The sequence below is a fragment of the Sphingobacterium sp. UBA7249 genome, from assembly GCF_002472835.1.
Classification (GTDB): domain Bacteria; phylum Bacteroidota; class Bacteroidia; order Sphingobacteriales; family Sphingobacteriaceae; genus Sphingobacterium; species Sphingobacterium prati.
On record NZ_DKST01000028.1, the window covers coordinates 140,995 to 165,464 of the forward strand.

General features: G+C 44.4%; 13 protein-coding genes. All 13 read left to right on the top strand.

Translation table 11 applies throughout. The annotated features are described in order from the left end of the window. Positions 1-6: 6 nt before the first annotated feature. The 13 genes from B4A24_RS20095 (at position 7) to B4A24_RS20155 (ending at position 24,386) form a co-directional block, all read left to right on the top strand. Positions 7-1,443, top strand: a complete 1,437-nt coding sequence (locus B4A24_RS20095) for an APC family permease (RefSeq protein ID WP_293946753.1) — start codon at positions 7-9, stop codon at positions 1,441-1,443. 83 nt (positions 1,444-1,526) lie between these two features. Next, positions 1,527-3,770, top strand: coding sequence for a S9 family peptidase (locus B4A24_RS20100; RefSeq protein WP_293946754.1), 2,244 nt, complete (start codon positions 1,527-1,529; stop codon positions 3,768-3,770). A 139-nt stretch (positions 3,771-3,909) separates the two neighbouring features. Then, positions 3,910-6,975, top strand: a complete 3,066-nt coding sequence (locus tag B4A24_RS20105; protein WP_293946755.1) for a beta-L-arabinofuranosidase domain-containing protein — start codon at positions 3,910-3,912, stop codon at positions 6,973-6,975. 112 nt (positions 6,976-7,087) lie between these two features. Next, positions 7,088-7,393, top strand: coding sequence for a hypothetical protein (locus tag B4A24_RS20110; protein ID WP_172392731.1), 306 nt, complete (start codon positions 7,088-7,090; stop codon positions 7,391-7,393). A 340-nt stretch (positions 7,394-7,733) separates the two neighbouring features. Further along, entirely contained in the window at positions 7,734-10,862 is a 3,129-nt protein-coding gene (locus tag B4A24_RS20115; protein ID WP_293946756.1) for a SusC/RagA family TonB-linked outer membrane protein, read from the top strand. 13 nt (positions 10,863-10,875) lie between these two features. Next, positions 10,876-12,801, top strand: a complete 1,926-nt coding sequence (locus tag B4A24_RS20120; RefSeq protein ID WP_293946757.1) for a RagB/SusD family nutrient uptake outer membrane protein — start codon at positions 10,876-10,878, stop codon at positions 12,799-12,801. A gap of 25 nt (positions 12,802-12,826) precedes the next feature. Continuing rightward, positions 12,827-14,014 (top strand): DUF5000 domain-containing lipoprotein, encoded by a 1,188-nt coding sequence (locus tag B4A24_RS20125; protein ID WP_293946758.1) that lies wholly within the window; start codon positions 12,827-12,829, stop codon positions 14,012-14,014. A gap of 20 nt (positions 14,015-14,034) precedes the next feature. After that, a complete protein-coding gene (locus B4A24_RS20130) occupies positions 14,035-15,213 on the top strand; it encodes a DUF4998 domain-containing protein (RefSeq protein ID WP_293946759.1) in 1,179 nt (392 codons plus the stop codon). Positions 15,214-15,224: 11 nt separating this feature from the next. Then, on the top strand, positions 15,225-17,249 hold the full coding sequence (locus B4A24_RS20135) for an alpha-galactosidase (RefSeq protein ID WP_293946760.1): 2,025 nt from the start codon (positions 15,225-15,227) through the stop codon (positions 17,247-17,249). Positions 17,250-17,258: 9 nt separating this feature from the next. Next, positions 17,259-18,299 carry a GntR family transcriptional regulator gene (locus B4A24_RS20140; protein WP_293946761.1) on the top strand — a complete coding sequence of 347 codons (1,041 nt, stop codon included), beginning with the start codon at positions 17,259-17,261 and terminating at the stop codon, positions 18,297-18,299. A 17-nt stretch (positions 18,300-18,316) separates the two neighbouring features. Next, the gene (locus B4A24_RS20145; protein ID WP_293946762.1) at positions 18,317-19,912 is read left to right on the top strand and encodes a solute:sodium symporter family transporter; all 1,596 of its coding nucleotides are present in this window, start codon (positions 18,317-18,319) and stop codon (positions 19,910-19,912) included. A 22-nt stretch (positions 19,913-19,934) separates the two neighbouring features. After that, positions 19,935-22,175, top strand: a complete 2,241-nt coding sequence (locus B4A24_RS20150) for a glycoside hydrolase family 95 protein (protein WP_293946763.1) — start codon at positions 19,935-19,937, stop codon at positions 22,173-22,175. Positions 22,176-22,187: 12 nt separating this feature from the next. Next, positions 22,188-24,386 (top strand): alpha-galactosidase, encoded by a 2,199-nt coding sequence (locus B4A24_RS20155; protein WP_293946764.1) that lies wholly within the window; start codon positions 22,188-22,190, stop codon positions 24,384-24,386. The last annotated feature ends 84 nt before the right edge of the window (positions 24,387-24,470 follow it).

Below are 24,470 nucleotides of genomic sequence, written 5' to 3' on the forward strand. Positions count from 1 at the left end.
TAGATTATGGATACAAACACGCGGAATCAAGAATTTAAGAAATCGTTGGGACTATTGGATGCCACGATGTTAGTTGCTGGAAGTATGATCGGATCAGGGATATTTATCGTATCCGCTGATATAGCCCGCCATACTGGAGCTGCGGGTTGGTTAATGGTCGTATGGTTGATCTGTGGGTTTATGACTTTGGCAGCGGCGTTGAGTTATGGTGAATTGAGCGCAATGTTTCCCAAAGCTGGCGGACAGTATGTCTACCTCAAAGAGGCTTATGGCCCCCTGGTGAGTTTTACTTTTGGCTGGACCTTTTTTGCTGTCATCCAGACGGCAACAATTGCAGCTGTGGGGGTGGCGTTTTCAAAATTCACCGCGTATTTATTTCCTGTCCTGGATGAGGATGTGTATCTGCTTGTTTTAGGAAGCTATCATGTCTCCTCCGCCCAGCTGTTGGCGATAGTGGTCATATTACTTCTGACATTTATTAACACCAGAGGTGTACAAAATGGTAAAACATTACAGACAGTACTTACCTTGATTAAAATATTGAGTTTGATTTTGTTGGTGTTATTTGGTTTTGCAGCTTTTGATCTTAATGTGTGGGAGCAAAATTGGTCGGCAGGCGCTCGATGGGATTTGCATCGCTTGAATGCTGATGGCTCAGTAGCAGGTTATTCGTTGTTTGGTACCTTCGCTGCGATGTCCGCCGCGCTGGTAGGTGCCTTATTCAGTAGTGATTCTTGGCATTCCTCATCTGCTGTGGCAGGAGAAATAAAAAATCCTCAACGTAATATTGGACTCAGCTTAGCATTGGGGACAGGAATTGTGACCTTCATCTATATTCTGACCAACTTGATGTATACTGGAATATTGACGGTCGAAGGGATGGCAAGTGCCCCCAAAGATCGTGTAGCGATGGTAGTGGCTCAAGAGATATTCGGACCTTTTGGAATAACCATTTTAGCCATAATGATTATGATAAGTACTTTTGGATGTAACAATGGGCTAATTTTGGCGGGAGCTCGGATTTATTACTCCATGGCTAAAGATGGTTTATTTTTTAAAAAGACAGGCCGTTTAAACAATCGGGCGGTGCCGGCTTATGCACTTTGGCTGCAAGGAATAATTGCAGGAGTGTGGTGTTTAACCGGTAAATATGGAGATTTACTGGATATGATTACCTGTGTCGTCGTTATCTTTTATGTCATGTGTATAGCTGGTATTTTTTTGCTGCGCAAAAAACGTCCCGAACTCCCGAGGCCCTATAAGGCTTTTGGCTATCCCATAATTCCGGCAGTCTATATCTTGATGGGACTTTCCTTTATCGTCTTACTGGTGATCTATAAACCTCAATTTACCTGGCCGGGGATAATTATTACACTTCTGGGAATTCCCCTCTATTATGTTGTCAAAGGTCGTGGGCATACAAAACAGATCACTGAAATTTGACCAATAAAACGTCTGCACACTGAAATAAGATTGACCATATAACAATGCAATTGAGATAAATACGAATGAATAACTATTTACATATGAAACTGAAGTTAATAGCTGCCTTATGGATACTCTGCCAGACTTCTGTGATGGCACAGGGGACATTGGATGATTACAGACGGGCGAAGGAAATAAGAGAGTCTTTTGGTAAAGTCTATCAAGTACCACAACAAATTCTTTGGTCGGAAAAAGGGGAGTGCTTTAGCTACCGTGCCACTGCCAAAGGTGGCAAGCTTGAATTATATATCGTTGATGCGGTAGGTAAGAATAAGCTCGTTACCGACGTCGCAGAGATTGAAAAGCAGCTTAAAGCCGAATTGGGTACTGAAGTTAAATTGGGTACCTATTGGGGTAAAGGCACTACGGTGTTAAATGCACATGAAATCGAATTTGTCGCACAGGAGGTGACTTGGAAATGGAATGCTGCTACACAAAAATTGGTCAATAAAGGAAAGGTTGTGGCTAATGCGCTTGATCATAGCGGTGGTGAATATTGGGGGGCACGCAGAGATGATAGCAAGGGCGAAGCTGTTGACTCTCCTGACAAGAAATATACCGCCTATATTAAAAACAATAATATTTATGTGCGTAAAAATGGAGATGTAAAGACAGAGAAACAGTTGACATTTGACGGTAGTCCTGGCGAGTATTATAGGTCACAGATACAATGGTCAACGGATTCAAAAAAAATAGCTGTGTCAAAAGTGCGAAAAGCAGAAGTAAGAAAACTTACGCTGTTTGAATCCTCTCCGGTTGATCAACTGCAGCCTAAGTTGCAGATAAGGGATTATGTAAAACCTGGGGATGCTTTGCCGCAATATTATCCGGCTATCGTCGAAGTGGAGACGGGTAAGATCTTTAGCGTTGATCCAACTCAGGTGGCCAATCAGTTTTCCCTATCTAACCTTGCTTGGCGGCCGGACAATAGTGGCATTACCTTTGAATATAATCAACGCGGTCACCAACGCTATGATGTCCTTGAGCTAAGTGCCAATAATGGGAAAACCAACGTAATTATCTCCGAAACCAGCCCTACTTTCATCGATTATAGTAGCAAAAAATATAGAAATGATTTGTCGCGTACGCAAGAAATCATCTGGGCTTCGGAACGTGATGGGTGGAACCATCTCTATCTTTTCGACAGCAATACCGGTGCCCTGAAAAACCAGATCACTAAAGGAAATTGGGTCGTGCGAAAAGTGATTTATGTCGACGAAGCAAAAAGAAAAGTGTTTTTTGAGGGGAGTGGGCTAAAGAAAGGTGAGGATCCCTACCTGATTCGTTATTATTCGATCGGACTAGACGGTAAAGGATTGAAGGAATTGACCCCAGAGATGGCACACCATCAAGCAACCTTTAATAGTGATCACAGTCTGTTTATAGATGTGTATTCTTTAGTCAATCAAGCGCCCAAATCAGTTTTGCGCGATGCATCGGATGGTCGGGTCGTCATGGCGTTAGAAAATGCAGATATCACTGAACTAGAGGCTGCAGGTTGGAAGGCTCCCGAGGTTTTTAAAGCACTGGCGAGAGACAATAAAACTGATATCTGGGGTATTATTATACGGCCCAGAAACTTTGATCCCCAGAAAAAATATCCTGTGATCGAATATATTTATGCTGGACCACATAGTTCTTTCGTGCCAAAAAGCTTTTACGCCAACCCTTCGGGGATGTATGAATTGGCAGAATTGGGGTTTGTCGTGGTGCAAATCGATGGCATGGGAACGTCTAATCGATCCAAGGCATTTCATGATGTAGCGTGGAAGAATTTAAAGGATGCCGGTTTCCCTGACCGCATAGCATGGATGAAATCTGCGGCGTCCAAATACCCTTACATGGATATCGAGCGGGTAGGTATTTATGGTACTTCTGCAGGCGGGCAGTCCGCTACTGGAGCTTTGTTATTCCACCCCGAGTTTTATAAAGTCGGCGTTTCATCCTGTGGTTGTCATGATAACAGAATGGATAAGATATGGTGGAATGAGCAATGGATGGGCTGGCCAATAGGACCTGAATATGCGGCTTGTTCAAATACCGAGAATGCTCACCGCTTACAGGGCAAGCTGATGTTGATCGTAGGTGAGCTAGATGACAATGTAGATCCTGCTTCAACTTACCAATTGGTCAATCAATTGATTAAGCAGGGCAAAGATCATGAGTTTATTATGGTGCCGGGAATGGGGCACGCCTCTGGAGGCGATTTTGGAGAGAAGAAGCGAAGGGACTTTTTCGTCAAGCATCTGCTGGGGGTAAATCCGCCGGCATGGAACCTATATTAAAACACCATCGTAGTCATAAAGTGATCCATGAAAGAATCAAAAGCAGGGTAATATCCAATAATTTTAGGCTAAAATATTTCCATATTTGGCAATAGATTCTTTTTATTTTTATAAACACGTACGAATTAGCTATAATAACATGAAGATATACAAAATGCTTATACATATTGTCCTTTCAGTAGGTTGCTTTTTAGGGACAATATCCGCTAGTCGGGCCCAAGGCGGTGATCAGATTTTGGATGGTATCGGCGAGACAGAAATGATTGCACGGTATCTTTTTAAGGACGATTTAAAAGATTGGTCGAGAAATAACCTCCATGCTACCCATGGTGCTCAGCCAAAATTTGTAAGTGATAAGCGATTTGGCAAGGTCTTATCACTTTCGGGAGAAAACAATGATTTTGTCACGATTCCGGGAGCTGCGCTAGCCGATATGGAATCTTTGAGTATTTCCGGATGGATCTTCTTAAGATCGAACAAAGCCAATCAGCGCTTTTTTGATTTCGGCACAAACTCGGAGGCACATTTTACGGTTGCCCCGCTGGGGATTACCGGACAACCCGGGTATCATGCGCTGATTACAGCAGGCGGCGGTACCGAAAAAGCCGCAGTCGCTCCAGCTATTGCATTGAATAAATGGGGATATCTTACCATTGTGGTGGATATGCCTTCAAGAGCGTTGATCACCTATCTGGACGGCAAGCCTGTGGGCAAAAGCAACGATATACCTAAAGAGTTAAGCGATGTTTTTGGAGCATCTTCGGGAGGTAAAAAACAGCTCTATCTCGGTAAGTCGCTTTTGGCTGGCGACCCTAACCTTGATGCTATGATACGCGATTTCCGTATTTATAGGGTTCCGCTCACCGAAAGTCAAGTGTTTGGCATTTTCACAAATGCACAGCAGGGAAATAGAAATAGCGCAGCAGTGAATGTAAAGGATACGGAAGGAGATCTACCCAGTTTTCCATTAACACAGGCGCAGCTTTATAACGCCTATTTGCTGGCGGTTTCTGATGTGTCGGTAGAGACCGAAGTCGGTGAATTGCCCAGGTTGCCAAGCTATGTAAACGGAACCTACAAAGATGGAATACAGGGGCCAAAGGTGCGCGTGCTATGGCCATCGCCGAATGATAACAGTACCGTATTGGAGGCTGGCCGTTACACGGTTATGGGCCAGGTGCCGGGAACAGAGTTACGCGTTAAAGCCATTGTCTCGGTAAAAGGAACAAAAAAATCGGTGGCACCAAGTGCTATGCTTGAACCTTTCAGCCTAAGCCAGGTGAGTTTGGAAACCGACGCTGAAAACGAGAAAACAAAATTTATCGAAAACCGCGACAAGTTTATCCGGACATTGGCTACAACCGACCCTAACTCTTTTTTATATATGTTCCGCAATGCATTTGGAATGCCCCAGCCAGCGGGAGCAGAACCCTTAGGTGTGTGGGACAGTCAGGATACCAAACTTCGGGGGCATGCTACAGGACATTACCTAACAGCTATTGCGCAGGCCTATTCAGGTACGGCATATGATAAAGCACTCCAACAGAATTTTGCCGATAAAATGACTTATATGGTCAACACATTATACGAGCTCGCCCAGTTGTCCGGTAAACCGAAAACACCGGGCACTGCCGCTATTTCAGATCCAAGCAATGTGCCACCGGGTCCCGGCAAACAGGATTTCGACTCGGATCTCAGTGAATCGGGTATTCGTACAGATTATTGGAACTGGGGTAAAGGCTTTATCAGTGCCTACCCACCCGATCAATTTATTATGTTGGAAAAAGGTGCTAAATATGGAGGACAGGTAAACCAGGTATGGGCTCCCTATTATACACTACACAAGATTTTGGCAGGTTTGATTGATATATACGAAGTAAGTGGCAATAAAAAAGCATTGGATGTTGCTGAAGGAATGGCCAATTGGGTGTATGCACGCTTGAGTAAACTGCCGGAGGATACACTGATTAAGATGTGGCATACTTATATTGCCGGTGAATTTGGTGGTATGAACGAAACCATGGCGCATCTATATCGTATTACGAAGCAGGATAAGTATCTGAAGACGGCGCGGATGTTTGATAATATCGAGGTCTTTTTTGGAGATGCCCAACATAGCGATGGACTGGCCAAGAATGTTGACACTTTCCGTGGACTCCACGCAAATCAGCACATACCGCAAATCGTGGGAAGTATCGTGATGTATGATGTGTCCAATATGCCAGAATACTATAAAGTAGCGGACAACTTCTGGTACAAGGCAGTCAATGATTATATGTATAGTATCGGTGGAGTGGCTGGGGCCCGTAACCCTGCCAACGCCGAAGTTTTTACTGCTGAACCTGCGACCCTCTATGAAAACGGATTTGCGGCAGGTGGACAAAATGAGACCTGCGCAACGTATAATCTATTGAAATTGACAAGTAATTTGTTTCTTTTTGATCAGCGCGCAGCGTATATGGACTATTATGAGCGGGGGCTATACAACCATATCCTTGCTTCGGTAGCAGAAAACTCGCCTGCGAATACCTACCATGTCCCGCTAAGGCCCGGCTCGGTGAAGCAGTTCGGAAATCCGGATATGAAAGGTTTTACCTGCTGTAATGGCACGGCAATCGAAAGCAGCACCAAACTTCAAAGCGCAATTTACTTCAAGAGTAAAGATGATAAAGCACTTTATGTCAATCTATTTATTCCGTCAACGTTAAACTGGACATCGCGCAATGTGATCATTGAACAGACGACAAGCTTTCCAAAGGACGACCACAGCAAACTGACGATAAAAGGTAACGGCCAATTTGATATCTATGTACGTGTGCCGGGCTGGGCGACCAAAGGATATCAGGTCTCGATCAATGGCAAAGCTGAGAAAGTAAACGCGCAGCCAGGTTCTTATGTCAAATTGAGCCGCAATTGGAAAGCTGGAGACGAGATCGCACTGCATATGCCATTTCAATTTCGTCTAGATCCAGTGATGGATCAACAAAATATCGCCAGTTTGTTTTATGGGCCTATTCTCTTGGCTGCTCAGGAGCCGGCTGCAAGAAAAGACTGGCGCAAAATCACGCTGGATGCAAAAGATATTGGCAAATCCATTCAAGGAGATCCCAAACGGTTGGAGTTTACAGTGGATGGGGTGAGATTTAAGCCATTTTATGATACATATGGCCGTCATTCTGTCTACTTGGATGTTACTTTAAACTGATTTATCCATATACAGCTCAATGCTAACCCGTAATAGTCATTGCAAAGTCGATTTTGATTGATGAAAGCCATCCGATTTTGCAATACAATATTTTTTTTGTATATTGCTGGTTATGAGTTTTAAAGAAAAATTAGAAAACTGGCGTACGTCAATCAATCGCGCCGGTAGTGGTGAGGAATTGTATATTTTGCTTTTGAACTATAAAAAGTTTATTAACAAAAATTGGATGAACGATTTTGGTGATCCGGGCAACTGGAAATCCGAGCTAAATCAGGTCATCAGCAAAGTAAGAACGAAAGTGGATGTAGCAGACATCCGACATTGTGAGGATCTGTCATCTTATCAAGATGACGCTAGACAAACTGCACATTCGCTCAATCATACCTTAAAATATCATCACTCATTGACAAAAGGGTAGGCTAGGCCTACCCTTTTTTGTGATTAATTTTAGATAAAAAAAATCCTAGGCGGCATGTATCGTTATTTATTACGGTACATGCCGCTAGATTTTTATAACCACCCTACATTTCCTAATTCTCCGCTAATACACGATAGCGCACAAACCATACCCTTATTTTAAAAAATATTTGTGGATGTCGGAAAATGTTTTTACTATTGCATAGTAGTATAGAATAGTATAGATTAAAAACATGCTATGCTACGCAATAATAACCAATCTATAAGAAGACCAATTTATGATCTACCACATGTATTACCGAATCTGTAAATGGCAGCGATGTAGTCTTGTCTTCCTCTTTATGCTAATAGTAAGCTTTGCGCACGCGCAGACCAAGTCGTTTGAATTAAGAGGAGTTGTATTGGATAGCGTCGGACATTTACCCATTTCCAACGTTACAATTGCCTTCATGGGAAAGAGTGCAGTTGTATCAACGGATGCACAGGGACAGTTCCTGATCAAAGATGTGCAACTCAATGATCAGCTTGTCCTCACTTCGGTCGGATTCGACCGAAAAACTGTTCAGGTCACGAGTACCAACCGTATGACCATCTTCCTGTCCTCATCAAGTTCAAATCTGGATGAGGTGACGGTCGTCGCATACGGCACGCAGAAGAAAACGAGTATGGTGGCTTCCATTACCTCGATCAATCCAAAAGAAATTAAGGGACCAACCTCCAATCTGACCTCCATGTTGGCCGGTCGCGTAGCTGGGCTAATTGCTTATCAACGAAGTGGGGAACCGGGTAACGACAATGCCTCCTTTTTTATCCGCGGTGTCGGGACTTTTGGTGCCGGAAAAAAAGACCCCTTGATCCTCATCGATGGGATGGAATCGAATACAACGGCCTTAGCGCGGCTTCAACCGGATGATATCGCTGGTTTTTCGGTGCTGAAAGATGCGGCCGCTTCCGCACTATATGGTGCTAGGGGGGCAAATGGTGTGGTCTTGGTCAATACCAAAAGCGGTATTGTTGGAAAAGCAAAGTTTAACGCTCGTTTTGAAAATTCAATTTCAACCAATACCCGAAACTTCCAATTTGCCGATAATATTACCTATATGAATTTGGCTAATGAAGCTGTTTTGACACGCAACCCGAGGGGAACATTGCCTTACGATCAGAATAAGATCGATCATACGGCTAGGGGTGACGATCCGCTGCTTTATCCCAGTAATAACTGGATCGATCAGTTAATTAAAGATTACACCAACAACCAGCGTTTCAATTTCAACGTAACGGGAGGCGGTAACCTAGCGCAATATTATGTTGCGGGTACTTTTAACAATGATAAGGGAATTTTGAAATCGGAAAGTGGCAATAATTTTGACAATAACATTAACCTCAAAAATTATTCTTTGCGTTCCAATATCACCCTAAATATTACGCCGACAACCATAGGAATTATCCGCACGTCGGCACAGTTTGACGATTATAAGGGACCGATCGGTGGTTATGATGACTGGGGCAATTTGATCAACGGCGGCCAACGGGTATTCAAAGAAGCCATCTGGTCCAATCCAGTAATGTTTCCGGCAGTATATCCCTCTTCTTACGCGCCATTTACAACGCACCCGTTATTCGGCAATAACTTTATACCGACGACAAAGATCTTGTATAATAACCCGTATGCCAAGATGGTCAACGGTTTTCAGGAATATAATAGTTCGACAGTCAATGTGCAATTGGAGCTGAAACAGAACTTTGATTTTATCACAAAAGGTTTATCTGCACGTTTGATGGCTTATACGCAACGGTACTCGTATTTTTCAGTGCGCAGAAGCTTTGAACCTTTCTACTATAATTTGCTGAAAATACCCGGAACAAATAATACGGTATTGAGCTTGCTGAATGAAAACCAGGGGACAGAATACCTGGATTATAGTCAGGGCGATCGGATACAGAATACAACGACTTACGGTGAATTTGCGCTTAATTACAACCGAACCATCGGAAAAGATCATGATATCACGGGTATGCTAATCGGTATCATGCGGAACTATCAGACGGCAAATGGCGGTAATCTGCAGGCTTCATTGCCAGCACGTAACCTCGGTGTGTCTGGACGTGCAACATATGCGTATAAAAATAAATACCTGTTTGAAGCGAATTTTGGTTACAACGGTTCCGAGCGTTTTTCTAAAGACAAGCGATTTGGTTTTTTTCCGTCTTTTGGGCTGGGCTGGAATCTCCAGGAAGAGAAAATGTTTGAGTTTATTACGCCTGTGGTATCTCGTTTAAAACTACGTGCAACCTATGGTTTAGTGGGTAACGATCAGATCGGTAACGACCGCGACCGCTTTTTCTATTTATCGCAGGTCAATCCTAACGATCCTGGGAAAGGTTTTTCTTGGGGGAACCTTTGGGATTACTATAGACCAGGTTATTCCATCTCGCGTTACGCTAATCCCAATATTACCTGGGAGCGCGCCAAAACATTTGATGTAGGTTTTGACCTCAATCTTAAAAATGGACTGGGTGTCGTCTTTGATTACTACAACTCCAAGCGAAGTGATATCTTAATGGTACGCTCAACTATTCCGACGACTGCAGGTTTTCAGGCCGATATTCAATCCAATATGGGTAAGGCAGAAAGTAAGGGCTTCGACCTGGCCTTGGATTACAACAAGTCTTTCGCAAACACCTGGTGGACACAGTTGCGCGGTAATATGACCTATGCGACCAATCGCTTGTTGACCAATGAGGAGCCGAACTATCCGGCAAATTTGTCTTACCTGACGCATCTCGGATATCCGCTTAAACAACAATATGGCTTGATCGCCGAACGACTATTTGTAGATGATATTGAAGCCGATAACTCGCCATTGCAAAATTTTGGTGGTGCATTGAAAACAATGGGCGGTGATATCAAATACCGTGACATTAACGGCGATGGCAAAATAACTGATCTGGATAAAGTGCCCATCGGTTTTCCAACGGATCCTGAAATTATCTACGGTATGGGATTCACCGTTGGTTTCAAAGGATTTGATGTCAGTGCTTTCTTACAGGGCTCTGCACGTTCATCGTTTTTTATTAATCCCGGAAATATCACTCCTTTCGCCATCAATGGTTCCTATCAAAACGGGCTGTTAAAACAGGTGGCCGATAGTCACTGGTCGGAAGATAATCAGGATATCCGTGCATTTTGGCCACGATTGACCGATGGATTCAATAACAACAACAATCAATTCTCGACCTGGTGGATGCGCAATGGTGCATTCCTTCGCCTGAAATCTGTTGAATTGGGCTATACAGTACCAAAGAAGATCCTGGATCGCTGGAAGATGTCCAATATCCGCATTTATACCAATGCCCTGAATCTTGCCGTATGGAGCAAATTTAAAATGTGGGATCCTGAAATGGGTGGTGATGGTTTGGGTTATCCGGTTCAGGCGGTATATAATATCGGAATCAATGTAGGATTATAAAAAACAATGTATCATGAAAAAGTTAACTGTATTTAAATCGATGGTGGTATCAGGTCTATTGTTTTTTCAATCCTGCAACTATTTGGATGTCGTACCCGACAATGCCCCCACAATAGATAATGCCTTTACCATGCGCAGTGAAGCCATTAAATATTTGGCAACCTGCTATTCTTATTTGCCCAATGATGGCGAACCGACTATAAATCCCGCTTTTATGGCAGGAGATGAGTTCTGGCTGGATTACCCAACGCGGAGTATCAACGGGACAAACTGGAACATCGCCCGTGGCAATCAAAGTGTCACCGATCCTTATGTCAATTACTGGGATGGGCATATAATCAATAATGTTCGCGAACGTTCGATGTTCAATGCCATTCGCGACTGTAATATCTTTTTGGAAAATATTCAAAATCCCGAAAAGGTACGTGACATGACGCAAGATGAACGTACCACCTGGGAGGGTGAGGTGCTGTTCTTAAAAGCCTATTATCATTTTATGCTGATGCGCCATTATGGTCCTATTCCGATTATGGATGTCAACGTGCCCGTGACGGCACCTATTGAGGAGACACAGGTAAAGCGTAAACCGATTGACGAGGTGGTTGATTACATCGTGAAGGTGCTGGATGAGGCGGCGGGTAAATTGCCCAATGCCGTGCAGTCGCCAGTAACCGATCTGGGACGTATTACCAAACCGATTGCCTTAGGTATCAAAGCAAAAGTCCTGTTATATGCAGCGAGTCCATTATTCAATGGCAATACGGATTATGCAACCTTTAAAAATGTGGACGGTACGTTATTTTTTAATCAGGGCTTTCAAGCGGAAAAATGGCGTAAAGCAGCGCAGGCTGCAAAAGAAGCGATTGCTGCCTGTGAGGAGCTGGGGATAAATCTGTACGAATTTCCGACACCGGTGCGTCCACTGTCCAATACCACAATGATTCAGATGAGCATCCGGAACGCGGTAACGGAAAAATGGAATCGCGAGATCATCTGGGGAAATCCAACCTCAAGGACCTGGCAGCTGCAGTACTCGTCCATGGCCCACATCGATCCAAATAATGCTGGTAATAATAGTGTGAATGGTGTTTTGGCGCCGACCATCAAGATCGTTGAACAGTTTTATACCAAAAATGGCGTGCCGATGGATGAAGATAAGACCTTGGATTTCAGTAATAAAAACCAATTGCGTTCGGGAACGCATGACGAACGCTTCAACAATATCGAAAATTACCGAACAGCACGTTTGCATTTTGACCGTGAAAATCGTTTCTACGCCAATGTGGGCTTTGACGGTGGGGTTTGGTACATGGAAAATAGCCCAAGTCAGACAGACGAAAATACCTGGACAACACAGCTTCGTTTAGGCTTATTTGGCAGTGGTGTTTCCGTGCCGATTACAACCTATTACCCAAAGAAGCTGGTCAACTGGAAATTTGCCTTTAAGGATGGAAACAGCTCGCATATCGAAGAGTATCCATGGCCTATGCTAAGGCTTGCCGACCTGTATCTGATGTATGCCGAGGCGCTGAACGAGAGTGAAGGACCGACAGCAGATGTATTCCTCTATCTCGATAAAATTCGCAAGCGCGCCGGTTTGGAAGGGGTGAAAGAGTCTTGGGCAAAATATGCTTTCAATAGCGCTAAACCGACGACAAAAGAAGGACTTCGCGCGATTATACAACGTGAACGTAATATTGAGATGAGTTTTGAAGGTTCCCGCTTTTGGGATTTGAGACGCTGGAAGCTTGCCGCGCAGGAACTCAACAAAAATATCACGGGCTGGGATCGCAATCAGGATAAGGACCATCCGGAGCTTTTCTATCAGGAACAGACCTTCTATCAGCAACGATTCGTAGCACCGAGAGACTATTTTTGGCCAATTAAAGAAAGTGATCTATTGGTCAACCCGAATTTGGTACAAAATCCGGGTTGGTAATTAGCGTATTAAATTGAAGAAAATCATGAAAAAACGAATATATCGCAATAGTATCTATGTCATGGCTGGTTTGCTGTTTCTGCTGCTCGGCTGTAAAGAGGAAAAAGGCTGGACCTTAATGGAGGACGACCAGACCAAACCGGGACTGGTACAGCATCCCTCCGTCGTGAATGGTTATGGACAGGCAACCATACGTTATAGCCTTCCGGAGAATGACAATGTTCTGTACGTCAAAGCCGAATACGTGATGGCGAGTGGAGCCACCCGTGTCGTCAAATCATCGACGTATACCAATGAGATCTTAATTGATGGATTTCCTGATACCAAGCCGCAAACCGTTAAACTATACGCGGTAAGCAAAGCTGAGGTTGTGTCGGATCCCATAGATGTCATTGTCGAACCGAAGACGCCGATCTTTAATCTGGTGTTTGGGGAGATGAAAGTAACAGCTGCCTTTGGTGGTATCCGCATTACCTCAACCAATAAGGAAAAAGGAAATGTGGTGATTGTACCGATGGTAGACTCGCTCAACAATGGCGAGTACCTGCCCTTGGATAACTACTATGGACAGGATTCCATCATCCTATATAATGTCCGTGGATTGAAATCCAAAGAAATGAAGTTTGCATTTTATGTCCGTGATCGCTGGTTAAATAAATCCGATACTTTGTACACTTCGATTACGCCATTGGAGGAAAATCTGTTTAACCGGCAATTGTTTACGCCATTACGATTGCCAGGGGATGCACAAATCCTTTATGGCTCTATGGACAATTTATGGGATGGCAATCTCAATACGTCCAAATGGCCAAGTTTCTATACCGTGGAGAACGCGGGAGTACCGCAATCGGTGACTTTCTCGATCGGTAGAGAAGCAAAACTGAGCCGGGTAGTGATCTTTCCAAGAAGGGAAAATGGATTCTATGATAAGGGTAACCTACGCGATTTTGAGATTTGGGGAAGCAATACGCCAAATTTGGACGGCTCCTGGGAATCATGGACGAAATTGGCTACCTGTACGGTACGTAAACCATCGGGAACACCGTCGGGAACCAATACCAATGCGGACGAGGTCTATGGCACCTCTGGCTGGTCATTTGATCTGCCGGAAGATGCCCCAAAATACAAATACCTGCGCATTCGCAATCTACGCAATTGGCGGGGCAGTTATTTTATGCAGATTAATCAGATTCAGGTTTGGGGCGTTTATTAATCAATTTAAAAAGCAAAGTTATGAAAAGATATATCGTATTGCTGTCGTTGTTTGCCTTGGCGCTGTTGGCGGCTTGCTCCAAAATGGACGAGTTTACCGAGCACACGGACGGGAAAGCAATTATCTATCCGGCAAAGCTCGATTCGATTAAAGTTCGTTCGGGAAAATACCGTATACAAGTAGAAGGTGTCTTTAGGGCTTCCTCGGGGGTATCTGAGGTGCGTATCTATTGGAATAGTAAGCAAGATTCGATAAAAATACCAGTCAAACTGACGGGTAAGGTCGATACTGTGCGTTATTTAATCGATAAACTGCCCGAAGGTCCAATGAATCTTGAAATTCGCAGTGTGGATGCCGCAGGGCGCTTTTCTGTTCCGACCTATGTGGTGGGGAATGTGTATGGCGATCGTTATCGCGAAGGACTGTACCAACGTGCGGTACTCGAACAGAATTTTATCGCAGGACAGCAGCTGCAATTGGGTTTGCAAAATGTATCGGAAACCATGGGTTTTGATGGACTGCGTATCGCGTATAGAAATTGGGATGGTGGCACTACAGATACCGTAGTGCGTACTAAAAATCAGGATGAAAAGATTGGGCTTCAACGCTATCTTCCTGGTGCCGAAGTTTCCTATCGTACCATTTTTAGACCAGATAGTTCGGCCATCGATACCTTTATGGTGAAGTCAACCAAGTTGGCGGTGAAAAAGGACGATATTACACCTTGGTACCTCCAGAATTACAAAACACCATTTACAGCGACTGTATACGATGGCAACCGTTGGGGAGTTTTGGACAACTGGATTACAAATACTGCTATGAAAAACCATAACGGTTATGGCGGTTTTGGATCGGACGATGGCGGTGTGGTCAACATTGAAGCAGGCTGGGGAGCCCCGGCTATCGTAAATGGTAAAATTGAGCAAAAAGTAACCTTATTGCCCGGTAAGTATCGTTTTTTTTGTAACTTATCCTGGACAAATTATGATCAACCGCCAGCAAAACTGGTTGTCAGCAAAGCAAACAGTGGAATTCCAGATCTTGAGCAGATTCAACAGGCAATGGCCCATGCTGATGTTAAATCGGATGGCGTTTATTTTGAAATCAAAGAAAAAGTTACTGTCAATATGGGGATGCTGGTCAATTTTCAACCTGACCATTACATGAAGATCAACGCGTTTCAAATCAATATACAATAATATCAAGCAGAATGAAGACAATTATTTTCGCGCTAAGTTTTATGCTATGTACCTTCATGTTGTATGCGCAGCCTTTTCAGGTCGAGAAAAATGGCCTAACGTTGACCTATAACAAACAAGATGGAACATATTCGCTAAGTAAAGATCAAGTCGCCTATATACATCAAGCAAGTGCCTATTTGGCACTTGCCAATGGACAAAAAATTAGTACAGCTAAACTGACAGGAACCCGCAACGTCACAGAAAAGTCCATTCAGGATAATTTGGGCAAAGGCATACGGTATACAATCTCAGTTAAAACCCAACAGGGCATAACATTACTGCAGCATTTTTATTTCTACGACACAATAGATGGTGTCATCCTTGAACTGGAAGTCAAGGGAAAAAATCTTTCGAGTAATGAACTGGTGCCTATTTGGTCAAATGCTTCGGTTGCCGGTCTGGGGAAATTCTTGTATCAGCTGGCTGTTCCTTTTGATAACGATACCTTTATTTCCTATGAAAACAATATCCTTGCGATGAATAGTAAGAGCAGCGCCGAAGTCGGAGTTGTATACGATAAGGACAGTGGGAAAGGCCTGTTGATTGGTTCATTGGATCAATCCGTTTGGAAATCGGGTATTGCGATCAAAGGAGATCAGGGGCAATATACCCACTTAGCAGCACAGGCCGGATTTACAGATGTAAATATCACACGGGATTCCATGGCGCATGGAGCTGTAAAGGGGGATGTGATTCGCTCCCCAAAATACCTCGTATCTTATGACAAGGATTGGCGCATTGGGCTTGAAAACTATGCTAAAATCCACCGGAAGCTATCGCCGGCCTATGTGAAATCTTGGCAAGACGCCACGCCTGTCGGCTGGAACAGCTGGGGAGTGATACAGGAAAAACTTAATTTTCAGAATGCCACAGGTACAGCAGACTATTTTGCAAAAGATATTCCTTATTTCCGAAATGCAGATGGTGAGGCTTTTATAGACCTAGACTCTTTCTGGGATAATATGACGCCTGGAGGTATGTCAGGTGACTACACACAACTGAAACAATTTGTTCGCTATTGTGATTCTCTGGGACTGAAGCCCGGGGTGTATTGGGCGCCTTTTACAGATTGGGGCCATGGAAGCGGACCCAACCGCAAGGCGGAGGGAAGCCAGTTTACCTTTGGCCAACTGTGGACCAAAACCCAAAAAGGCTACCACAATTTAGACGGTGGACGTGCCTTGGATCCGACACATCCCGGTACCTTGGCCCGTATGGATGTGATCTTGGGGAAATTGGTCGACTGTGGCTTCCGAATGATCAAGGTCGATTTCCTCTCGCATGCGGCAATCGAATCCACAGGTTTTTACGACAAGAAAATTCAGACAGGTATGCAGGCTTATGCTGTGGGGATGAAACATCTCGTCGACGTGCTGCAGGGTAAGATGCTGATCTACGCGGCGATTTCTCCTTCTCTGGCGACAGCCCAATTTGCACACATGCGCAGAATAGCCTGTGACGCCTGGAAGACGATCGACCAAACACAGTATACCTTAAATAGTGTCAGCTACGGCTGGTGGCAGACCTACCTCTACGATTTTATCGATGCCGATCACCTTGTTTTTCATGATGAAAGCCCTGAAGTCAATAAGGCACGATTGCTTTCGGGTGTGGTAACGGGTACTATTATCCTTGGTGACGACTTGTCGAAAAAAGAAAACTGGCAGCCTAAGATGAATCAATATTTACAGGATCCTGAAATTTTAAAGATCATAGCCGACGGTAAAAGCTTCCGTCCGGCAGGATTTGTAGAAGGAAAAGCAGCAAATACGTATTATTACAAAAAAATAGGAACCGAACTGTATGTGGCCGTATTTAATTACAATACAGCCCCGGCAGCAATAAACATAGATTTTAAACAGATTGGCCTGGTGCCAAATACAACATATAAGGCGGTGGAACTGTTTGAAAAAACAGCGCAGGAATTTAGCACTGAGAAATCCATTGCCTTTGAGCAGGCAGGTGCAAAATTATTTAAGGTTGCCCTGTTTTAATCACAACATATGAAAATAAGCAAAGAAGAAAATTTTAAAGTATTGATCGATCGGATCAAACGCCTGGAGGCATTGAATACGCTCTCTAAACATGAATGTATTGTGCAGGGCGTGTTGGATGCTATTGATGCCAATGAACTGGAGGTGCATGCCAGTTTACCTTCTGTCAATAACTTGATCCAATACCTGGGGTATGCACGCGAAACCTTCGCTAAGGCTTACCGTGATCTGATTGCCCACGGAGTCGTGGAATCGAAAAACAGAAAAGGATATTTTGTGGTGAGCAACAATACGCAGAAGAAACAAAAAGTTGCGGTCCTGCTGTATGCATACGATACCTTTCAAGATACCTTGGTGAATGAACTGAGAACCAATCTTCCGGAGGAAGTAACGGTGGACCTCTTTTTCCATCACAACAATATGGAAACTTTTGAAGATATTTTCAATCGTATCCAGGGACGATATACCGTATATATTGTCGCTCCGATTGAAAATAAAGATTCCGAAATGCTGCTTCGTTCCATCCCGGCTTCCAAATTATTGATTATTGACCGTTTGATGGATCTCGGAGAAGATTATTCCTACGTATCTCAGGAATTTGAAGCAGCGACCTACTCGGTGTTTCAGGAACTTTATCCAAAGATCAAAAAGTATAAAGAAGTGATCTTCTATTTTAGGGAAAATACGGCTGAACCCAATGAAATCAAAAATGCTTTTTTACGCTTTTTGAAGGAGTATAAAGTAAAAGGACGTATCGAAAAACAATACCATGTGGGTGATCTAAAAAAAGGAAAACTGTATTTTACTATTCATAATCCGGAGCTCTATCAGATGCTGAAAGAGGTTTTACAAAAAGGCTGGACCCTGGGGGAGGATCTGGGAATTCTATCGCATAATGATGATGTTATCAAAGAGATTATCAGCGGTGGTATTACCACCTTTTCGACAAGTTTTGCACGGATTGGATCGCAGGCAGCCAAGTTTGTGCTCGAAAGAACATTGATCAAGGAAGTGGTGCCAACGACATTGGCAGACCGCAATTCTGTCTAAAATAGGAAGTTTTTAAGATGATAGTTTTTAGTTTTTGTCTTTTTACCGGTTTGGTTGCTTTGGGATCCTTATGGAAGTTTAAAACCAACTATTCCAATACCTTAAACGGCTTTTTTCTTGCAGGAAAGAGCAATAGTTTTTGGATGGTGGGCTCGGCTTTGCTGTTGACCAACCTGAGCGCCAACCAGTTTATTGGTGAAAATGAATCGGTCTATATTAACACCCTATCGGTCATCGGCTGGGGCGTGAGCTCGGTGGTCGCCATGCTCCTGGTTTCGGAATTTCTGCTGCCTATCTATTTTAAACATGGTTTTCGGACAGTACCTGACTTCCTTGCGCTACGGTTTGATCCGAAAACTAAAATGTTGGTATCTATCCTGATTCTGATCGGATACATCGTTAACTTATTGCCACCGGTATTATACGGTGGTGCGCTAAGTCTGGCCACGATGTTTGATGTGCCCGGACTGCTGCACATCGGTTATTGGCAGAGTATCTGGATACTGGTCTGGGCCTTGGGTATCATTGGAAGCTTGTACAGTATTTTAGGAGGATTGAAGTTGATCTCGCTGTCTGATATGGGCCTCGGCCTTTGCCTGTTTTTGCTTGCGCTACTGATTCCAATTTTTGCCTTTTGGCAGCTGGGCAATGGCGATATTTGGGCGGGTGTCCTCCAGTTATTTCATGACAAGAAAGAACATCTCAATGCCGTGGGATCCAAACAGGATGCGGTACCTTTCTCTACCCTGTTTACCGGGATGCTCCTGATCAACTTTTACTATTGGGGAATGGAACCCTATATCGCACAACAGGCATTAAGCGCCAAAAACTTAAAAGAAGCACAAAAAGGAATGACTTTGGCTGCGGGGGGCAAACTCCTGATGCCGCTGCTGATCAATTTACCGGGTCTTCTGGCCGTACACTTATTGCCGCATGTGCAGCCTACAGCTTCTGTTTTTCCAAAACTTATTGTACTGATCTTTCCGGATGTGCTGATTGGTTTTTCCTTGGCACTGGTCTTTGGTGCTGCAATGACGACCTATACTGCTGGCCTTCAGAGCTGTGGTAGCTTATTTATTTTTAATATTTATAAACCTTACCTGGAACGTAAAAACAGAACGCTCAGTGAGAGGGAGCTGGTCAGAAAAGGCAAACTGTTTGAATTGATCATCTCTATCTCGGCCATGTTTATTGCACCTTTTATCCTCTTTGCCCATGACGGATTTTATACCTATTTGCAGACCGTGTCGGGGCTATTCAATATGCCGATCTTCACCATTATGATCTTGGGGATTCTATCGCGCCGTGTGACGCCAAGGATGGCGCAAATCGGCCTGTTCCTGTATATGTTCAGCTATTTTATACTGGTGTTTGTCTGGAAGACAGAGCTACACTATCTGCACTTGTTCGCGCTGTTGTTTATCGCTATGGCACTGGTCATCTGGGGGGGAAGTAAATTGAGCCAGCCACACTATCTATCGGAGTATCAATTTGAGTTTTCGGGCCAGGACAAGGGTACCTATTGGAAGGGAAGGTATCGGATTGGCACCTTTCTCATCCTATTGATGATTGTCATCTATTTTGTTTTTTCACCATTGGGCATCGCTCAATAAATTGTATTAAGTCGCTATGTTAATGCACAGAAAAATTAAATGCCTCATCTTTATATACTTGACCCTCTGTTCGGCCACATCGTATGCACAACGCTATTTCCTGTGGGATAATAAGCCCGCAACGGATTGGATGACTGAAGCATATCCCATCGGAAATGGACGAATTGGCGCCATGATCTTCGCGGGAGTAAATCAGGAACATATTCAATTTAATGAAAATAGCCTATGGACAGGTGATGAACAGGAAACAGGTGCCTATCAGGCTTTTGGTGATCTTTTTGTTCGCTTTGACTCCGAAGTCAATAAATCCTTTACCGCATATAGCCGGAAATTGAATTTGGATAAAGGCCTGCATGAAATAGCCTACCAGCAGGATGGACAGCAGATTAACCGTCGGTATTTTGCGAGTCAGCCCGATCAGGTCATGGTATTTGACTATGCGAACAGTAAAAAAGGGAAACTCAATGCCCAGATCGCACTTCAGGATGCACATGGGAAGGCGGTGCAGGTAGAAGATGGTCATCTGTGGTTTCAGGGAACGCTCGACAATGGCATGCGGTATGCCGCACAGGTACGCGTGCAGGTCGTAGGTGGTTCACTTTCCAAAATAACAGATAAAAAAGGACGGGCTGTCCTTAGCGTAAAATCTGCCGATCGCCTTGTTCTGCTGCTGAGTGCCGCAACAGATTATGCCAATACACGGGCTACCAAATGGAAGTCGGCCGAAGAACCGATGAAGGTCAATGAACGTTATCTGCAGCAAGCGGAAAAATATGGCGTAAATAAGCTGCTGGCACGGCACGTTGCAGATTATACAGCACTGTTTAACCGGGTGGAGCTTGATCTCGACCATAGCCAGCTGGACAGCAAGCAAACAACAAAAGCACTGTTGGAAGCCTATAAAAAACAACCGATCCCGGCTCTGGAAGCATTGGTATTCCAATATGGACGTTATCTTCTGATCAGTTCATCGCGAAAAAGTGGCTTGCCTGCAAATCTGCAGGGACTCTGGAACAACAGCAACAATCCGCCATGGCGCTCAGATTACCATTCCAATATCAATGTACAGATGAACTATTGGCCAGCAGAAGTCGCTAATCTGCGTGAATCGGCCTGGCCTTACCTTGATTATATCAATAGCATGCGTGAGGTGAAAAAAATAAATACACAAAAGGAATTTCCGGGCGTACGGGGCTGGACCGTAAAGACCGAAAATAATATTTTTGGAGGCGAGAGCTTTCTTTGGAACACCCCCGGAAGTGCCTGGTATGCACAGGCCCTCTGGGAGCATTATGCCTTTAACAAGGACGAGAAATATCTACGCGAGTTTGCCTATCCGATTTTGAAAGAAATAAGTGAGTTTTGGGATGATCGTCTGGTTCGAAGACCGGACGGAACCGTGGTGGCGCCTCAGGGCTGGTCGCCGGAACATGGACCTACAGAGGATGCCGTGAGCTATGACCATCAGATTATTTACGATCTCTTTAACAACTACATCCAGGCGAGTACTGTTTTAAATATGGACGCCGACTACCGTAAACATATTACGGCACTTCGCGATGCACTGCTCAAACCGAAGATCGGTCAATGGGGACAGTTGCAGGAGTGGGAAACGGATCGTGATGATCCACAGGACAAGCATCGCCATGTCTCGCATCTGTTTGGTCTATATCCTGGCAATCAATTCTCTGTTTTAAAAACACCGGAACTGGCGAAAGCTGCACGAGTTACGCTGACCGCGCGTGGCGACGAATCTACCGGTTGGTCCATGGCCTGGAAGGTGGCTTTTTGGGCCCGCTTGCAGGATGGAAATCACGCCTATAAAATACTGACTAATTTCATTAACCTCGTTGGCGGCGATGGTATTGACTACAACAATGGGGGTGGGGTTTACGCCAACTTGCTCTGCGCGCATCCACCTTTTCAGATAGATGGTAACCTTGGTTATGTGGCTGCGGTGAGTGAAATGTTGCTGCAATCGCAAACGGATGTGCTGGAATTACTTCCTGCCCTGCCTGATCGCTGGTCGGCCGGAACAGTCAAGGGGCTCAAAGCCCGGGGCAATGTACACATTGAAAAAATGGAATGGAATAACAGCAGCATTAGGCAGCTTATTCTTTCATCGCCGCAGGATCAAACGATTCAGGTATTAAGCCCTTCCCAATTGGCAGGTATAAGCCCAGAGCAGGAAATCAATGGTAAATACCTTTACAAGATTCAATTGAAAGCAAACAAAATAGTCAAGTTCGTTAACAAATCCTAAATCTATTTATATATGCCAACCCATCATTTTAAACATGTTGTACTCGGGCTTTTGATGACCCAGGGGCTTGTCCATCTGGAGGCACAGGCGCAGTCCAAACAGATTCCTATTGAAACCAGATCGAATGCCCTAGTGTTGGAGTACGATTCTACCAAAACACTGAAAATGCTCTATTACGGTGAAAAATTGAGTGATTCAAAAGAATATTCGACCATTGCAAGCGGTTATAGGCAATTGACAGATTATAGTGGCCTCTCCAACGCGGCTTATACCCCCTCAGGTTCAAAAAACATACTGGAACCGGCCATCAGTGTTGTCCATGCCGATGGTAATCGCTCCCTGGACCTGCGCTATGAAAAGCATGCGGTGAACAACCTGGATGCCAATGTCAAACAGCTTGATATTACCCTAAAAGATCCGGTATACGATATTTATGTCGTTTTACACTACAAATCGTTTTTGAATGAGGATATCATTGAGCAGTGGGCAACCATCCAAAATAAGGAAAAGAAAGTCGTCACGCTGGAAAAATTTGCTTCGGCCAATCTGACCCTGCGCTCCAACGCGTATTGGCTACGGCAGTACCATGGCGACTGGGCAAAAGAAATGCAGGTGGAAGAGGCTCCGTTAACACATGGCATTAAAGTGCTGGACAGTAAGCTCGGAACACGCTCGAATTTATTCCAGCCACCTTCCTTTATGGTGTCACTGGGCAAGGCGGCATCCGAAGATGAAGGAACAGTACTGATGGCAAGCCTTGGGTATAGCGGAAATTTTAAGGTGGATTTTGAAGTGGATTACCTCAATAACCTACGTATCATTGCCGGCATAAATAACTATGCTTCCAATGTGAAATTGGCCAGCAACCAGGAGTTTACAACACCCAAACTGATCTATACCTTGTCAACAAAGGGAAAAGGCACCGCCTCCCGAAATTTGCACAAATGGGCCCGTAAATATCAGCTGCTGGATGGAAATGGCGAACGCCTGACTTTACTCAACAATTGGGAGGCGACTTATTTTGATTTTAATGAGCAAAAATTAAAAGGTTTGCTCCAGGATACCAAGAAACTAGGGGTAGACCTATTTTTATTGGATGACGGCTGGTTTGGAAATAAATATCCGCGTAACAGCGATCACTCCAGTCTAGGAGATTGGCAACCGAACCGGACAAAACTGCCCAATGGTATCGCGACACTCGTGGAAGAAGCGACTAAGCAGGGCGTTAAATTCGGTATCTGGGTAGAACCCGAAATGGTTAGCCCCAAATCCGAACTCTACGAACAACATCCGGATTGGGTCGTCAAACAGCCGCAGCGGGAAGAACATTACTTCCGCAATCAGTTGGTCCTGGATCTGACAAATCCCAAGGTGCAGGATTTTGTTTTCCAGATTCTGGACGACCTGTTTACCAAAAATCCGGCATTGGCCTATATCAAATGGGACTGTAATGCGGTCATTTACAATGCGCATTCCGCATTTCTAAAAGACCAGGGTGCTTTCTATGTTTCTTATGTGGAAGGTCTTTATAAAGTGCTGGAGCGCATTCGTTCAAAGTATCCGAAAGTGCCGATGATGTTATGTTCGGGCGGTGGTGGACGTGTGGACTATGCGGCACTTCGGTACTTTACCGAATTTTGGCCTTCGGATAATACAGACCCTTTGGAACGTATTTTTATGCAGTATGAGTATTCGTACTTTTTCCCGGCAATCAGCACCTCAAACCATGTGACAGACTGGGGAAAACAGCCCCTTAAATTCCGTACGGATGTAGCCATGATGGGTAAACTGGGTTTTGATATTGTGGTGAGCCACCTGAAAGAACAGGATCTGTTATTCTGCCAGCAGGCGGTAAAGAATTACGACGCGCTTAAAGGAACAATCTGGCACGGGGAGCAGTATCGTTTGGCCGATCCACGTGAAGGTGACTTTGCCGCCCTGAGCTATGTGAATAGCGAAAAAACCGAGGCTGTCATCTTCAACTACCTGGTCAATAACCGCTATGGTATCGGAACAACCGATCCTGTCCGTTTAAAAGGACTGGATGCCCAAAAGCAATATCGGGTGGAGGAGATCAACTTGTATCCGGGAACCAAGTCGAGCTTAGGCCAGGGACAAACTTATTCGGGCGACTACTTGATGAAAGTTGGCGTAAATCCTGACCTGAATAGCAACCGTACCAGTGTTTTACTAAAAATATCGGCACTTTAAAAAAATAACTGTGGCACATCCGAAGCTCCGACTCCAAGAGTCTGGACTTCGGATGCGCCAAATGTATAAACCCAATTGAGCAAC

Excerpts from the sequence above, each read along its gene's own strand:
- B4A24_RS20095 (WP_293946753.1), top strand. The coding sequence starts at position 7 with ATGGATACAAACACGCGGAATCAAGAATTTAAGAAATCGTTGGGACTA.
- B4A24_RS20100 (WP_293946754.1), top strand. The coding sequence starts at position 1,527 with ATGAAACTGAAGTTAATAGCTGCCTTATGGATACTCTGCCAGACTTCT.
- B4A24_RS20105 (WP_293946755.1), top strand. The coding sequence starts at position 3,910 with ATGAAGATATACAAAATGCTTATACATATTGTCCTTTCAGTAGGTTGC.
- B4A24_RS20110 (WP_172392731.1), top strand. The coding sequence starts at position 7,088 with ATGAGTTTTAAAGAAAAATTAGAAAACTGGCGTACGTCAATCAATCGC.
- B4A24_RS20115 (WP_293946756.1), top strand. The coding sequence starts at position 7,734 with ATGCTAATAGTAAGCTTTGCGCACGCGCAGACCAAGTCGTTTGAATTA.
- B4A24_RS20120 (WP_293946757.1), top strand. The coding sequence starts at position 10,876 with ATGAAAAAGTTAACTGTATTTAAATCGATGGTGGTATCAGGTCTATTG.
- B4A24_RS20125 (WP_293946758.1), top strand. The coding sequence starts at position 12,827 with ATGAAAAAACGAATATATCGCAATAGTATCTATGTCATGGCTGGTTTG.
- B4A24_RS20130 (WP_293946759.1), top strand. The coding sequence starts at position 14,035 with ATGAAAAGATATATCGTATTGCTGTCGTTGTTTGCCTTGGCGCTGTTG.
- B4A24_RS20135 (WP_293946760.1), top strand. The coding sequence starts at position 15,225 with ATGAAGACAATTATTTTCGCGCTAAGTTTTATGCTATGTACCTTCATG.
- B4A24_RS20140 (WP_293946761.1), top strand. The coding sequence starts at position 17,259 with ATGAAAATAAGCAAAGAAGAAAATTTTAAAGTATTGATCGATCGGATC.
- B4A24_RS20145 (WP_293946762.1), top strand. The coding sequence starts at position 18,317 with ATGATAGTTTTTAGTTTTTGTCTTTTTACCGGTTTGGTTGCTTTGGGA.
- B4A24_RS20150 (WP_293946763.1), top strand. The coding sequence starts at position 19,935 with ATGCACAGAAAAATTAAATGCCTCATCTTTATATACTTGACCCTCTGT.
- B4A24_RS20155 (WP_293946764.1), top strand. The coding sequence starts at position 22,188 with ATGCCAACCCATCATTTTAAACATGTTGTACTCGGGCTTTTGATGACC.